This window comes from Gordonia desulfuricans NBRC 100010, from assembly GCF_001485495.1.
GTDB lineage: Bacteria > Actinomycetota > Actinomycetes > Mycobacteriales > Mycobacteriaceae > Gordonia > Gordonia desulfuricans.
In genome coordinates this window covers 1-14602 of sequence record NZ_BCNF01000074.1, presented here as the reverse complement: position 1 = coordinate 14602, position 14602 = coordinate 1, and the positions used below count along the sequence as shown (strand labels likewise).

Below are 14602 nucleotides of genomic sequence, written 5' to 3'. Positions count from 1 at the left end.
ACTCTTTCGAGTCTGTCCGGGGCGGCGCCGTGGCTCGCTGACTTGGAATAAGTTACGCACGAGTGACGTGAAGATCAAATCGCCAGGTCACGAGCCCTCGCCTCGGGTATCCGTGCAGGTCGGACGACTGCCCGCGGCGCCCGCCGCCGATATCGGGACCGACAGCCACAACGTGATCTGCGACATATCGGTCATCGCGGACCCCTGGGCGGCGATCCCATCCTTTCGGTCAGTCATCACACCCCGACGGTCAGTTCCGCACCGAACATGCAGGTCATAGCGTCACGGTATGACCGCCACCCTCACCACCAGCGCCGGCGTCCCGACGGATCGGCGGATCGCGGTTCGCCGCTCGTCCATCGCCCCCCGGGGATTTCACCGTGCCGGCCGGGTGGCCTGGCAGACCGACGTCCTCGGCCGGGTCGAGGTGGTCCACTCCCTGACTCTCGACGATCTCTCGGACGACTCGCTGGTCAGCGGCCTGGTGGCACTCGTGGACGCGGGTGCCATCGGCGGCCAGTGGGAATTCGAGGAGACCGCGGTCGGCATCATCCGATCCTGTTCGGCCGACCCCGACGTCGCATGGTCGGCCTTCTACGACAACTCCGTGGCGGCCCTACGGTCGGGCATCGCCGCGTTCTCCCCGGTGCATCGTCGGGCGCGCTCTCTGATCTCCGGACGCAGCGTGCTCGAGGTCGGCAGCTGCTTCGGGTTCTTCGCATTGCAGTGTGCGCAGGACGGTCACCAGGTGGCGGCCTGCGACATCTCCCCCGGAGCGGTCGGTCTGCTCGACGCGGCCGCCCGGCGCCGGGGCACCCCGGTGCATGCCGTGGTCGGCGACGCCACCGACCTGCCGTTCGCCGACGACGCGGTCGACACCGTGACCCTCATCCACCTGCTCGAACACCTCACCGAACCGCAGGTCCGCGACGCGATCGGCCAGGCGCTGCGCGTGGCGCGCCGGCGTGTGGTGATCGCCATCCCCTACGAGGAACATCCCAGCGAGCACTTCGGGCACCTGACCACGCTGTCGGAGGACGACCTGCGTCGCTGGGCCGACGCGGTCCCGCACGCCGGTGCGCAGTTCCACACCGACCACGGTGGCTGGCTGGTCCTGACTCCCCGGGACTGAATCCCGCCGGCAACCCATCCCGCCTGCAACACCCGTACCGGCTGCACCCGGGACCCGAATCCCCCGGCACACCGGCGACTCGTCCACCGAACGACGCTGCGGCCGAACGACTCTGCGGCGAACGACGCTGCAACCGGATCCCGAGTACCCGGACCGCCCGGCGTGCACCGACCACCCGATCCCGCCGCCCGGGGGCAGCCCCCGGATCACCCGATCTCAGATCAGTCCGCGTTTGCTCGCGATGTAGACCGCGTCGGTGCGCTTGGTGACCCCGAGCTTGCGAATGATGTTGCGGATGTGGAACTTCACCGTCGACTCCGAGATGAACAACGTCTGACCGATCCGCTTGTTGCTCATCCCGTCGGCGAGCAGTCGCAGGACCTCGCGTTCGCGTTCGGTCAGGATCTCCGGGCCGGCCCCCTCCCCCGACACCGTGCGCAACACGATCGCCGCGCTGCGCGGATCGAAGGCACTGCCTCCGCCGGACACGGCCTGGATCGCACGGACCAGTTCGGTGGTGTCGACGTCCTTGACCACATAGCCGCGCGCACCGGCCTTGACCGCCCGCACCACCAGGTCGTCGTCGAGGAAGGTGGTCAGCACCAACGACGCCACCTCGGGATGGCGGGCCGCGATCTCGGTGATCAGCCGCAGGCCCTCGTACTCGGTTCCGGCCGTGAGCTTGAGATCGACCACCACCACGTCGGGTTCGCACCGCGCGATCTGGGCCAGTGCCTCGTCGAAGGTGTCGGCCTCCCCGACCACGGCGATCGAGTCCTCCCGTTCGAGCAGCGATCGGATACCCGCCCGCAGCAGCGCGTGGTCGTCGACCAGCACCGTGCGCACCGGCCGTGTCGCGACCCCTTGATCGTTCGTCGCCGCGTCGTTCATCGGGTGACCTCCTGCTGTTCGGTCCGCCGGGGCCGGGTCGACCGGGCCCCCTTCTGAAGTGTTCGCGTCGCGGCCGGGTCGGGGATGTCCACCGCGATCCGCACACCGCCGAGCCGCGACCGACGAATCCGCAGGTCACCGCCCAGGTCGATGGCCCGGCCGGCCATATTGGCCAGGCCGCGGTGCCGGCCGGCGAGATCACCGAGCATGGCCGCACGCATCACCCGCCGCATGTGCCCGGGGTCGCCGGAGCCGTCGTCGTCGACGGTCAGTGCCACGTCGTCGTCGCCATAGCTCAACACCACCCGGGCACGGGTGGCCTCGGCGTGGACCGCGGTGTTGAACAGGGCCTCACCGGCGATCCGTAGGATCGCGTGCTGCAGGTCGTCGGGCAGATCCCGGGGGCGTCCGACGATCCGCACGTCGGTCCGCAGGTCGGCGGGCATGTGCATCGAACAGAGCTCGTCGAGGATCTCCCCGAGGCTCAGCCCCTCCACCGACGGCGACTGGTTGAGCGCATAGATCACCGAGCGCAACTGCTCGACGGCATCACGGGTCAGCTGGCCCGCCACCTCGAGCCGGGCGGCGGTCTCGGGATCGGATTCGATCCGGCACACCTCGATCTGCACCCCCGCCGACAACACCGACTGGGTCACCGAGTCGTGCAGTTCGCGGGCGATCCGCTCACGCTCCTCGGTGACCAGGCGCTGGCGCATCACCGCCGACAACTCTCGTTGTGTGCGTTGGAGTTCGGCGTTCTGCACGGCCAGGTCGGTGGCCTGCTCGCGGGCCTTGGCGTAGGCGTCCTCGGCGCGGGTCAGCTGATGGCGGCTCTCCTCGAGCAGGGCCGCGTTGAGCAGCGCCACCATCGCCTGGCGGGCCAGGATCCGCATCACCACCAGATCGGCGGAGTCGACCACATGGTGGTGTGGCGTCCACGCCGACAGCCCGCCCACCACACGGCCGTCGAGATGCAGCGGGACATGCAGATGATGGTCCTCGACGATCGGCCGGACGAGCTCACCGAGCTGGTTGCGCAGCACGTCGTTGAGACGGTTGAGCACCTCGTCGGGCATATGCGACGGCGTGCGCGCGCGGGACACCCCCTCGAAGGCGTAGATGGTGCCGTCGCCGGCGAGCATCAGATGTCTCGGGCCGGTGCGGTCGAGCGCACCGTCGCACAGCGCGAACACCACCCAGTCGGCGTCGAGGTGATCGGCGACGGCGCGCACCACCGACAACACCAGCGTCTCGGGCCCCTCGGCGGTCTGCACCAGCGCCCGCGAGATCCGGTCGAGCGCCCCGACGACCCGGCTGAGCCGTTCCTCCACCCCGCGGAACTGGGCGTAGTGCGAGCCCTTGACCGAGTGCAATCCGATCAGGGAGTCGAGTTCGGTCTCCGGTGACGTCCCGCCGGGCGGGAGGCGGTCGGCTCCGGTCGCGGCGCTCACAGCGCCTCGCGATACATCCGCGCGACGTCGGCGGTGGTGGGCTGTCGCGGATTGGTCCGCATACACGCATCGGCGAGGGCATTGACGGTGAGCGCCGGGATGTCGGCGTCGCGGACCCCGAAATCCCGGAGCCGAGAAGGCATTCCGACGCGCGCGGACAGCCCGGCGACCTGATCGGCGAATCGTTCGGCGGTGACATGCGCCGACGACGACGTGCCGAGTCCGATCGCATCGGCGAGGTCGACGTACGGGGTGGGATCGACCTCGGCGTTGAACCGGATCACATGCGGCAGCAGGACGGAGTTGATCGCGCCGTGCGGGGCGTCGCACAGCCCGCCCACGGGATGGCTCATCGCATGGGTGGCGCCGAGGATCGCGTTGGTGAACGCCATCCCGGCCTCCAGTGCGGCATACGCCATCTCCATCCCGGCGTCGGCATCGGAAGGGTCGTCGACGAACCGTTCGATCGAGTGCCAGGCGGTCCCGATCGCGCTGCGCGCGGCCCGGTCGGTCAGGCGGGTGTGCGCCACCGATGCATAGGCCTCGATGCAGTGGGTGATGGCGTCCATCCCCGACTGTGCGGCCACGTCGTGGGGCAGGGTGGCCAGCGCCAGCGGGTCGATCACCGACACATCCGGCACCAGCCCGCGACCGATGATGGTCACCTTGGTCATCCGGTCGACGTCGTTGACGATGCAGAACTGCGAGACGTCCGAGCCGCTGCCCGCGGTGGTCGGGGCGGCGACCATCGGCGGCAGCGGACGCCGGGCACGGTCGATGCCCTCGTAGGACAGGATGTGTCCGCCGTTGGCGGCGAGGATCGCGATGCCCTTGGCGGCATCGATCACCGACCCGCCGCCGAGGGCGACGATCCCCTCGGCCCGGGTCTGCTCGTAGTGCTCGAAGCCGGCGGCGATCTCCGGGGCCCGCGGATTGGGCGAGACCCCGGTGTAGGACGACACCCGCAGGTCCGCGGCCCGCAGACGTTGCGCCAGTTGCGGATACCAGGGCGTGGCGACGAGTTCGCGATCGGCGACGATCATCAGCCTCCGCATCCCCAATCCAGCTGCGGCACGCGGGATCTCGTCCAACGAACCGGGTCCGATGATGATCTCCGGGGTGTGGAACTTGGCCACCCGCACGGTGGGCCGGGCGTCGACCTCCCCGGAACTGGTCACCCTGCCGGTCTCGGCCCGCATCAGTGCTCACCCGCCTCGTGGTCGCCGAAGTGTGTGGCGCTGATCCTACGCGTGGTGACGCCGCTCACGCGCCGTACGCGCTGACCGAGACCTGCTCGAGTGCCGCGAGGTCGTGGACGACGTGCACCCGGTCGCAGAACGTGGCATATGCGGGCAGATCGCACGAGCCCAGACCCCAGGAGTACGTCGGCTCCGGCGTGATCCAGATGGTCTCCCGCGCGCGGCGGGTGATCTCCTCGAAGGCATCGAGATTGGCCTCGCGACCGTTGTTGCGGCCGTCGCCGAGCACGATCACCGTGGTGCGCCGGGTGATGGCGCCGCCGTACTCCTCCAGGAAGTCACCCAATGCCTTGCCGTAGTCGGAGTCGGCGTCGGTGTCGAGCACGCCGCCGGCCGGCAACCCCGACACCACCAGCGAGAGGGCTTCCTCCGGCGGATGCTCGGCGAACAGGTCGGTGATCTCGACCAGATCGGACACGAACGCGAACGACCGGACATGGGCCACCATGCTCTGCAGCCCGTGGACCAGCTGCAAGGTGAACCGGGCGGCACTGCGCACCGACAACGAGACGTCGGCCAGGATCAGCAGGGACGGACGGTCCTCCACCTTGGCCACCGTGACCGGGCGGAACGGCACGCCGTCGAAGCGCAGATTCGCGCGCATGGTGCGCGCGGCGTCGACGGTGCCCCGGGCGGCCACCTTGCGGCGGGCCCGCGGCGCCCCGTGCAGGCTGCGGATCAGCCGGCGGATCGACTCCTCGAGACTGGCGCGCTCGTGCTCGTGGATCGCATCACGCACCGATGCCTTGATCTCGCGTTCCTCGATCTCGTGGTCGGTGGCCATGAGCTGTTCGAGGTGATCGCGCAGTTTCTCCGGCAGCCCGTCGAGCAACCCGGCCAGCGCATTGCGCAGCTTGGCGATCTCCTCCCGGTCGGGCTGTGCGCCGAACATGTCGTCGGCGTCGTCGAGCCAGTTCAGCAGCGCCATCTCCTGCGCCACCGACAGCTCGGCGTCGAGCTGGGTGGGATTGCCGGTGACCAGTTCGCCCGGGCGACCCGGATTGTGCAGCCGCGAGACGGTCAGCTGCACCCGCGCGGCCTGTTCGGAGTTGGGCACCGTGTCCGCCGACAACACGATCTCGTCGGTCAGCGACGCCATGTCGAGCTTGTTGGCCTCCTGGTGCAGGTTGTACTGCTCGGCGAGATCCTCCGGGTCGAAGAAGTCACGGATGTTCGACGGCGGGCCGTGGCTGTGGCCTTGCTGCGGGGTGTTGCTGACCTCGTCGGACAGCGTGTACTCCTGCAGATCGCCGGAGTCGGCGAGGTCGTCGTGGGTGTGCGAGTGACCGTGCCCGTCGTCGGCGGCGATCACCGGGCGCAGCGAGAAGAACTTGTCGAAGACCTCGTGAAAGGTCGCCTCGTCGCGGCGGTCCTTGATCAGGCACGCCTCCAGCGCCGACCGCAGCAACTCGCGGTCGCCGAGGATCTCGGCGGTCGCGACCGCCGACATCGCGTCCATCGCCTCGGAGACCCCGATCCGGACCCCGTGCAGACGCAGCAGCCGGACGAACCGGTGCACCGCTCCTTCCATGGTCTCGCCCCTCTCAGAACGGGCGCTTGCGGCTGCGGCCGGACGGCTTCTCGGGTGCGGCCTTGAACGACCGGCTGCCCTGAGCCGCGCTCACATCGCGCAGACCGGCGTCGCTCTTGGCGCCGGGCGAGCCGTAGTAGTCGTCGGCGTGCCGGCCGGGCTTGTCCTTCTCGGCGCGCTTGGTCTGACCGCTGTGGTCGTGATCGTGATCATGGTCGTGGTCGTGGGCGCTCCCGTGGGAATGCCCGTGCGAGTGGCCGTGTCCGTGATCGTGGGAGTGCAGGTGGTCGGGCACCTCGGCGTTCGGGTCGACCAGCTTGGGGATCGCCTCGAGCGCGCGGGTGAGGTCGCGGTCGTATTTGACGACGACATTGGCCGTCTGGGAGAGGATCTCGGCGGAGAGCTCGTCGGCGCCGAGCACCGCGAGGGTGCGCGCCCAGTCGATGGCCTCGGAGATGCTGGGCGCCTTGCGCAGGTCGAGGTCACGCAGACCGCGGACGATCTCGACCAGCTTGGCCGACAGCGTCTCCGACAGCCCGGTGTTCTTGGAGCGGATGATGTCGAGCTCGCGGTCGGCCTCGGGGTAGTCGAGCGACAGGTGCAGACAGCGCCGCTTCAGCGCCGCCGACAGGTCGCGGGTGTTGTTGGAGGTCAACACGATCATCGGCGGGTGGTTGGCGACGAAGGTACCGATCTCGGGCACCGACACCTGGTATTCGGCGAGCAGCTCGAGCAGCACCGCCTCGAGGGCCTCGTCGGCGCGGTCGACCTCGTCGATCAGCAGCACCACCGGCCGCTCCGAGCGGACCGCCTCCAACAGCGGTCGCGGGGACAGGAATCGTTCGGAGAAGAACACGCTCTCCTCGGCGCCGATCCGGTCGACGGCCTCGGCGAGGGTGTCGGCGTCGGCGACGACCTGGCCGATCTTCTCGCGCAGCACCTGCGTGTAGAGCAACTGCTTGCCGTAGTCCCACTCGTAGAGGGCAGTGGTCTCGTCCTGACCCTCGTAGCACTGCAGACGCAGCAGCTCGCGGCCGGTCACCTCGGCCAGGGTCTTGGCGAGCTGGGTCTTGCCGACGCCCGCCGGCCCCTCGAGCAGGATCGGCTTACCCAGCCGGGACTGCAGGAACACGGTGGTCGCCAGGCGTGAGTCCGCGAGGTATCCGGCGTCGGCGAACCGTTCGACGACGTCATCGACGTCGGCGAATTCGACGGTATCGGACCCGTCGGCGGCGGCGAGGTGATGGGTGGACGCGGACATCGTTGTTCTCCTGTGTTCGAGGGCGGTGCAGTGGGGGTTCGGAGGACGGGGACGAGGGAAACGGGTGGAACACGAGGTGGCCGCCGTGTGGGGGCGTCGGCGGCCACCTCGTGGTGAAGAGGATGTGGGGATCGGGCAGATCGTGGGGGCGGGTTCGCACGATCCCCACATCCGGTCTCGGTGCCGCCTGTGACGGCGACGCGACGACTACGGGAGCAGTTCGTCCAGCGATCCGTTGACGCAGTGCTCGACGACCGGGCGCACGGTCTCGAAGGTGCACTCCTTGGGGTTACCCGGGGTGCACGCGTCGCCGAGGACGTGGTTGGTCAGCGCGTCGATGGTCGCCGCGTCGGTGGTGATCTCCTTGCGGTTCTCGTAGAACTTGGTCGGGCCCTCGCCGAGACGGTTCTTGGGGTACGAGTCCTGCTTGACGTCTGCGAACCGCTCGACGATGCCCACGTCACGCAGCAGCCGGATGGCGGCCTCGAGGGCGGCATCGGCGGCCTGCACCTTGGTCATCCCGTGGGTGTCGACGCCCATGGCCTCGGCCATGTCGGCGAACCGCTGGTAGTGGACCGGCATGTTGAACGCCCACACACGCGGCAGTGCGATGGCGTTGTTCAGGCCGTGGTGGGTGTCGAAGAACGCCGACACCGCGTGGCTGATCGAGTGGATGATGCCCAGACCACCGGAGTTGAACGCCTGAGCGGCGATGTACTGCGCGTACATCATGCCCTCGCGGCCGGCCAGTTCGGTGGGGTTCCAGGTGGCCTCACGCAGGTACTGCGCGGTCATCCGCACCGCGTGCAGCGCGTTGCCCATCGACGGCGGGAAGTTCAGCCGCGAGACATAGGGCTCGGAGGCGTGCGCCAGCACGTCGAAGCCACACTGCGCGGTGAAGGCGACCGGGCAATCGTAGTAGAGCACCGGGTCGTCGATCGCGAGGGTGGTGACCGCCGCGTCGTCGAAGGCCACGTACTTGTGCGGCTTGTCGGGGTCGGTGGTGGTGTCGGTGATGACGTAGGCCCACGAGGTCTCCGAGCCGGTACCGGCCGTGGTCGAGACCGCGATATGCGGCGGGTTCTTCGGGTTCTCGCTCTTGTTGAAGCCCTCGAACTCGTTGACGTTGCGGCCGTCGTGGGCCACCGAGATGCGGGCACCCTTGCACGCGTCGTGCGCCGAGCCGCCACCGATGGAGATGAACGAGTCACACTTCTCCGAGTTGTACAGCGCCACGGCATCCATGACGTTGTAGTCCTTGGGGTTGGACTCGACCTTGTCGTAGACCACCACGTCGAGTCCGTGGTACTTGCAGGACTCGGCGATCTTGTGCACGGTGTCGCTGCCCCGCAGACCGGTGGTCATGATGAGGGTCTTCTTGAAGCCGAGCTTGAGGGCCTCCGGGCCGATCATCTCGTGTGCGCCCGGGCCCATCATGGCCCGCGGGAAAGGATGGAATTCCTTGATGGGGAACGGTTTCAGTAGTTCATCTACCTGCATCTGACCTGACCTCCTTGTACGCCGTCGCACACCGCGTGCCGTCGGCTCGAGCACTTGTGACGTTACGTGCGTCACAACGGGGGCCGAAAGTGGTTGACGCCCAAACCGTCCCAAACTCCCCGGGTTCACCGGCGAAGGTCAGGTGGGTACCTGTCCGGATGGTCAGGTACCCACCTGACCTCTCATCGGGCCGCAGAGGACGGTCGTCGGGCGGTGCGAGCGCGGCGCACGGTGTCGGCGTCGAAGCCCCAGGGCAGTTCGAGCCGGTGTGCGGCAAGGAGTTCCGCGTCGGCGAGGATGTCGTCGATCGCGTCGTCGGCGACGATGCGGCCGGCGTCGACGATCACCGCGCGGTCGCACAACTGTGCCGCGTAGAGCAGGTCGTGGGTCACCACGAGCATGGTGGTGTCGAGCCCGAGCAGGGTGTCGGCGAGTTCACGGCGCGCCACCGGATCCAGATTGGCCGACGGCTCGTCGAGGACCAGAATGTCTGGGCGACACGCCAATACACTCGCCAGTGCGCCACGCCGGCGTTGTCCGCCGGACAGGTGATGGGGACTGCGTCGAGCGTGTTCGGTCATCGACACGGTGGCCAGGGCCGCCTCGACCCGGGCGACGAGTTCGTCACCGGTGACGCCGAAGTTGGCCGGCCCGAAGGCGACGTCCTCGATCAGGGTCGGCATGAACAGCTGGTCGTCGGGGTCCTGGAAGACCAGCCCCACCTGGCGGCGCACCTGCCGCAGACTGTCCTTGGCGACCTGCCGCCCGTGGATCGACACACTGCCCGCGGTGGGCAGCAGGACGCCGTTGAGCTGGAGCATCAGTGTGGTCTTACCCGCCCCGTTGGGGCCGAGCAGGGCGATCCGCTCCCCCGGTGCGACGCTCAGGTCGATGCCGTCGAGGGCCACGTGCCCGTCCGGGTAGGCGTAGTGCAGGTCGGTGATGTCGACGGCAACCGGTGCGACGGGGTGGGCCGTGTCCGCCGCGCGGACGTCGGTACGGGTCATGTCGGTACGGGTCATGTCGGTACGGGTCATGTCGGTGCTGCTCATCGGATCCCCCAGGCGGTTGCGGCGACGGCGACGGCGACCAGCGCGGGGCTGATCACCACCAGCCACTGTCTCGGTGTGGCACGCGGTGCGCTCGCGATGCCCGGCATGTCCGGGATGGTCCCGGTGAATCCCCGCGACGCCATGGCCAGATGTACCCGCTCGCCGCGTTCGTAGGAGCGCAGGAACAGCGCGCCGACGCCTTTGGCGACGGCACCGGCCTGGTGCAGCAGCCGTGGTGAGTCCCCGCGTGCGGCGCGGGCGATCTGCATCCGGCGGATCTCCGCCGACAGCAGGTCGAGGTACCGCAGCATCATCACGAAGACGGGGGTGATGGTGGCGGGTACGCCGAGCCGGGTGAGGGCCAGGGGCAGTTCGCGTGCCTGCGTGGTGGCGGCGAAGGTGAGCGACGCGGCGACGCCGAGCGTGCCCTTGATGACGATGCCCCACGCTGCATAGAGGCCCGGCACCGACAGCGACAGTCCGGCCACCGTGATCCGCTCACCGCCCTCGGCGAACGGCAGCAGAACCGCGAGCACCACGAACGGGACCTCGATCAGCATGCGGGTGGCGATCCAGGTCGGCGGGATGCGCGCGACGATCCACACCGCGAACAGGATCAGCGCGAATCCGAGGTAGGGCCAGAAGGTCTCCCGGGGGGTGGCGACCACGGCGAAGACGAACACCAGCAGGGCGACGATCTTCACCTCGGTGGGGGCGCGGTGGACACGGCTCTCCCCGCTGCGATAGAGCGGATGCGCATGTCCGGCCCCCATCGTCTCAGCGCTCCCGTCCGACGGGACCCGGTCCGGTCGCGACCGCTGCATCGGCGCGGGCGGCGCCGTTGTGCGCCTCCCCGCCGGGGTGGCGGCGGCCGAGCAGCCGGAACGCGAGGCCGGCGATGGCCAGCACCACGAGGACACCGATGATCCCGGCGAGACCGGTGGACAGCCCGATGCCGTGCACGGAGTAGTCGGCCAGCGGCGACGACGCCATCGCGTGGTCGGTGGCGTGCTGGGCGATGCAGTTGCCCACGAGGTGCTCGGTACCGTTGGTCTCCACCGTCTGGCAGCCCTGCAAAGTGGCCGAGTCCAGGCCGTCGGGCGACGAACTGGCCAGGTAGGAGACGATCCCGGCGACGAGGAGCGCGACCACGCCGAAGGCGACGAGGAAGGTGCGCATGCGTACGCGCGGACGATGCTCGGGCGAGCCGGGGATGGACGCGTCGGTGACGGCGGTCATGCGGGCACTCCTGTCCGGCGTGCGGCGGCGGGTCGGGGGGCGTTGCGCAGGAGATGGACGAGGTCGGGCCGTGCGCGGGCGACCGCCATCACCGTCACCGCGGTGATCAGCCCCTCCCCTGCGCCGATCAGCACGTGGGTGCCCCACATGTATGCCGCGACCGCGCCGAGCGAGGTGCTCGCGGCGCCGCCGATCGCATACTCGATGACGAATCCGGTTGCCGCGGCGACGGTTCCGCACAGCGCGGCGACAAAGGCGATACCGCCGAGGGCGCCGGGTGACGATGTCCGGGAGTACACCAGACGGCGGCCGAGGACGGCGACCCCATACCCGACGAAGGTCGAGATGAGCGCCATGTTGGTGACATTCGCGCCCAGTGCGGTGACCCCGCCGTCGGCGAAGAGCAGGCTCTGCACCACCAGCACGATCGCGATACACAGGGCACCGGTGTAGGGGCCCACCAGGATCGCGGCGAGCGCGCCGCCCAGCAGGTGGCCGCTGACACCGGGCAACACCGGGAAGTTGATCATCTGGACGGCGAAGATGAAGGCCGCGACCAGGCCGGCCATCGGCACCGTCTTCTCGTCGAGGTCGGTGCGGGCGCGCCAGGTGCAGAAGGCCAGGCCGACGATGGCGACGACCCCGAACAGTGCCGATGTCGGCGCATTGATGATGCCGTCGCTCATGTGCATGGCGAGAGGGGTGGTGGTGGACATGACGGCTGTCCTTCCGGATTCGCGTCGGGACGTGCGCGGTGATCCGCGTCACGCGATACCGGGAACGTTACGACCGGCCGCGACGTCTGTCCACATATTCAGATGTTGAAGTGATCAGACTATCCGTCCGGTCAGGTGGGCGCCTGACCACACCTCATGCGGGGCCGTCCGAAGGGATGTGGCCGGCACCGATCCAGTGCAGTAGCCGGTGCACCGTCTCGTCCTCGAGCCGGTAGCCCACCGAACGGCCGACCCGCGTCGACGACACCCACCCCTGCTGCCGGAGGACTCGCAGCGCCTGCGACACCGCGGTCTCGGTCCGGCCGACGGCCGCGGCGAGGTCGCCGACGAAGATCCCCGGCTGCTGGTGCAGCACGAGCAGGATCTCGAGCCGGTGCGGGTCGGAGAGCAGCGTGAACCGCGTCGCCCACACCGCGACGTCCACGTTGCCCTCATGGGTGTGCGCGTGATCGGGGTGCAAGTGCGCTGTCTCGGCGTCACCGTCGTGCGTGTGTTCGGTGTGCGCATGATCGGGGTGCGCATGATCGGGGTGCGCGTGATCGGCATGCATGCGGCCGGCCTCCACGTTCAGCCCCGAACCCGTTCGATCTGACCACCGAGCCGGGTCAGGTTCTCCTCGAAGTTCGGGTAGCCGCGGTCGATGTGCTCGATGTCGTGCACCTCGGTCACCCCGTCGGCGACGAGTCCGGCCAGCACGAGTCCGGCGCCGGCCCGGATGTCGGAACACCACACGGGTGCACTGGACAACCGATCGATCCCCCGGATCACCGCGTGATGGCCGTCGGTGCGGGCGTCGGCACCCAGCCGCACCATCTCCTCGACGAAGCGGAAGCGGGCCTCGAAGACGTTCTCGGTGATCACCGACATGCCCTCGGAGACGGCGGCCAGGCCGATCGCCATCGGCTGCAGGTCGGTGGGGAATCCGGGGAACGGCAGCGTCGAGACGTTGACCGCCGAGGGTCGGCGGTCGTGGCGGATCCGGAAGCCGTCGGCGAAGGAGTCCACCCGTGCCCCGGTGTCGGCGAGTTTGGTCAGGACCAGTTGCAGGTGGGCGGGCTTCACGCCGTGCACGGTGACATCGCCCTTGGTCATCGCCGCGGCGATCCCCCACGTCGCGCCGACGATGCGATCGCCCACCACGCGGTGGGTGGTGGCGTGCAGCCGGTCGACACCCACCACGGTCAGCGTCGACGTCCCGGCACCCTCGATCCGGGCCCCCATCTGCTGCAGCATCTCGCAGAGGTCGACGATCTCCGGTTCGCGGGCGGCGTTGTCGATGGTGGTCTGCCCCTCGGCCAGCACCGCGGCCATCAGGATGTTCTCGGTCGCGCCGACAGACGGGAACTCGAGCGCCACCGGCGCGCCGATCAGCGAATCGGCCTCGGCCACCACACAGCCGTGTTCGATCGAGCTGTGCGCGCCGAGGGCCCGCAGGCCCGCCTGATGCATGTCGAGGGGTCGGGAGCCGATGGCGTCGCCGCCGGGCAGTGCGACGACGGCCCGTCGGCAACGGGCCATCAGCGGGCCCAGCACGCACACCGACGCACGGAACTGTTTCACCGCGTCGAAGTCGGCGTGGTACTTGGGTTCGGCCGGCGAATCGATGACCACGGTGTCACCGTCGATGCTCACCGTGGCCCCGAGCCCGCGCAGCACGTCGGCCATCAGCGGGACGTCTGCGATCTCGGGCGAATTGGTCAACGTCGTCGTGCCCTCGGCCAGCAGCGAGGCCGCCATCAGCTTCAACACGCTGTTCTTGGCTCCCCCGACCGACACCTCGCCGCTCAGCCGCGCCCCGCCGGTCACCAGATAGCGATCACTCACGTCCGACAGCTTATCCGGCACCGCGGATCCGGCTGCCTCACACCGGGGCGGTGCCGACGAACTAGATTCTGGGCATGGTCGTTCACCTCACACGCATCTACACCCGCACCGGCGACGACGGAAGCACCGGGCTCAGCGACTTCTCCCGCGTCCCCAAGACCCATCCACGCGTCGTCGCCTATGCCGACTGCGACGAGGCCAACGCGGTGATCGGCGTCGCCCTGGCGTCGGCGGACGTCCCCGAGGCGATCGCCGAAGCCCTCCGCACCGTCCAGAACGATCTGTTCGACGCCGGTGCCGATCTGTCCACCCCGGTCGTCGAGAACCCGAAGTACCCGCCGCTGCGGATCGAGCAGGGCTACATCGACGCCCTCGAGAAATGGTGCGACGAGTTCGGCGCAGATCTGCCGAACCTGGATTCGTTCATCCTGCCCGGTGGCACGGTCTTGTCGGCGCTGCTGCACCAGGCACGAACGGTGACCCGACGAGCAGAACGGTCGGCGTGGGCGGCCGTCGACGCCGATCCCGAGTCGACATCGGTGTTGCCGGCGAAGTACCTCAACCGGCTCTCGGATCTGCTGTTCATCCTCTCGAGGGTGGCCAACCGCGTCCCCGGTAGCGAGGGTGACGTCAAGTGGGTTCCCGGCGGCGATCGGTCGCGCCCCACCGCGGGTTGAGCAGCTCGCCACACGATGGTTGAGCAGGACGTCCTCGCACCCCAGACG

At 69.0% G+C, this 14602-nt stretch carries 14 protein-coding genes; 2 read left to right on the top strand and 12 right to left on the bottom strand.

What is annotated here, in order from left to right; translation table 11 throughout:
* The first annotated feature begins 289 nt into the window (after positions 1–289).
* Positions 290–1132 carry a mycofactocin oligosaccharide methyltransferase MftM gene (gene mftM, locus GD1_RS12860; protein WP_053778096.1) on the top strand — a complete coding sequence of 281 codons (843 nt, stop codon included), beginning with the start codon at positions 290–292 and terminating at the stop codon, positions 1130–1132.
* Positions 1133–1348: 216 nt separating this feature from the next.
* On the opposite strand, the gene GD1_RS12855 is transcribed toward mftM, so the two are convergent.
* The 12 genes from GD1_RS12855 to murA form a co-directional block, all read right to left on the bottom strand.
* Positions 1349–2023, bottom strand: coding sequence for a MadR family response regulator transcription factor (locus GD1_RS12855; protein ID WP_020792574.1), 675 nt, complete (start codon positions 2021–2023; stop codon positions 1349–1351).
* Complete coding sequence (locus GD1_RS12850) at positions 2020–3474, bottom strand: MadS family sensor histidine kinase (protein ID WP_053778095.1); 1455 nt, start codon at positions 3472–3474, stop codon at positions 2020–2022. Before GD1_RS12850 ends, GD1_RS12855 begins: the two co-directional genes overlap by 4 nt.
* Positions 3471–4673 (bottom strand): iron-containing alcohol dehydrogenase, encoded by a 1203-nt coding sequence (locus tag GD1_RS12845; RefSeq protein ID WP_059037355.1) that lies wholly within the window; start codon positions 4671–4673, stop codon positions 3471–3473. Before GD1_RS12845 ends, GD1_RS12850 begins: the two co-directional genes overlap by 4 nt.
* A gap of 64 nt (positions 4674–4737) precedes the next feature.
* Positions 4738–6264 (bottom strand): VWA domain-containing protein, encoded by a 1527-nt coding sequence (locus GD1_RS12840; protein ID WP_053778094.1) that lies wholly within the window; start codon positions 6262–6264, stop codon positions 4738–4740.
* 13 nt (positions 6265–6277) lie between these two features.
* Positions 6278–7525, bottom strand: a complete 1248-nt coding sequence (locus GD1_RS12835; RefSeq protein ID WP_020792399.1) for an AAA family ATPase — start codon at positions 7523–7525, stop codon at positions 6278–6280.
* A gap of 207 nt (positions 7526–7732) precedes the next feature.
* Positions 7733–9025 carry an NDMA-dependent methanol dehydrogenase gene (gene mdo, locus GD1_RS12830; protein ID WP_053778093.1) on the bottom strand — a complete coding sequence of 431 codons (1293 nt, stop codon included), beginning with the start codon at positions 9023–9025 and terminating at the stop codon, positions 7733–7735.
* A 182-nt stretch (positions 9026–9207) separates the two neighbouring features.
* The gene (locus GD1_RS12825) at positions 9208–10032 is read right to left on the bottom strand and encodes an energy-coupling factor ABC transporter ATP-binding protein (protein WP_059037359.1); all 825 of its coding nucleotides are present in this window, start codon (positions 10030–10032) and stop codon (positions 9208–9210) included.
* A 41-nt stretch (positions 10033–10073) separates the two neighbouring features.
* Positions 10074–10850: a cobalt ECF transporter T component CbiQ gene (cbiQ, locus tag GD1_RS12820; RefSeq protein WP_053778101.1), complete on the bottom strand. Its 777-nt coding sequence runs from the start codon at positions 10848–10850 to the stop codon at positions 10074–10076.
* A 4-nt stretch (positions 10851–10854) separates the two neighbouring features.
* Positions 10855–11256 (bottom strand): PDGLE domain-containing protein, encoded by a 402-nt coding sequence (locus GD1_RS12815; protein WP_059037357.1) that lies wholly within the window; start codon positions 11254–11256, stop codon positions 10855–10857.
* A 56-nt stretch (positions 11257–11312) separates the two neighbouring features.
* Positions 11313–12032, bottom strand: coding sequence for an energy-coupling factor ABC transporter permease (locus GD1_RS12810; protein WP_059037352.1), 720 nt, complete (start codon positions 12030–12032; stop codon positions 11313–11315).
* Between the two features lie 154 nt (positions 12033–12186).
* A complete protein-coding gene (locus GD1_RS12805; protein ID WP_083534149.1) occupies positions 12187–12603 on the bottom strand; it encodes an ArsR/SmtB family transcription factor in 417 nt (138 codons plus the stop codon).
* Positions 12604–12620: 17 nt separating this feature from the next.
* Positions 12621–13877, bottom strand: coding sequence for a UDP-N-acetylglucosamine 1-carboxyvinyltransferase (murA, locus tag GD1_RS12800; RefSeq protein ID WP_053778098.1), 1257 nt, complete (start codon positions 13875–13877; stop codon positions 12621–12623).
* Between the two features lie 74 nt (positions 13878–13951).
* Between murA and GD1_RS12795 the strand changes: the two genes are divergently transcribed.
* Positions 13952–14554 (top strand): cob(I)yrinic acid a,c-diamide adenosyltransferase, encoded by a 603-nt coding sequence (locus GD1_RS12795; protein WP_059037350.1) that lies wholly within the window; start codon positions 13952–13954, stop codon positions 14552–14554.
* Positions 14555–14602: the final 48 nt, after the last annotated feature.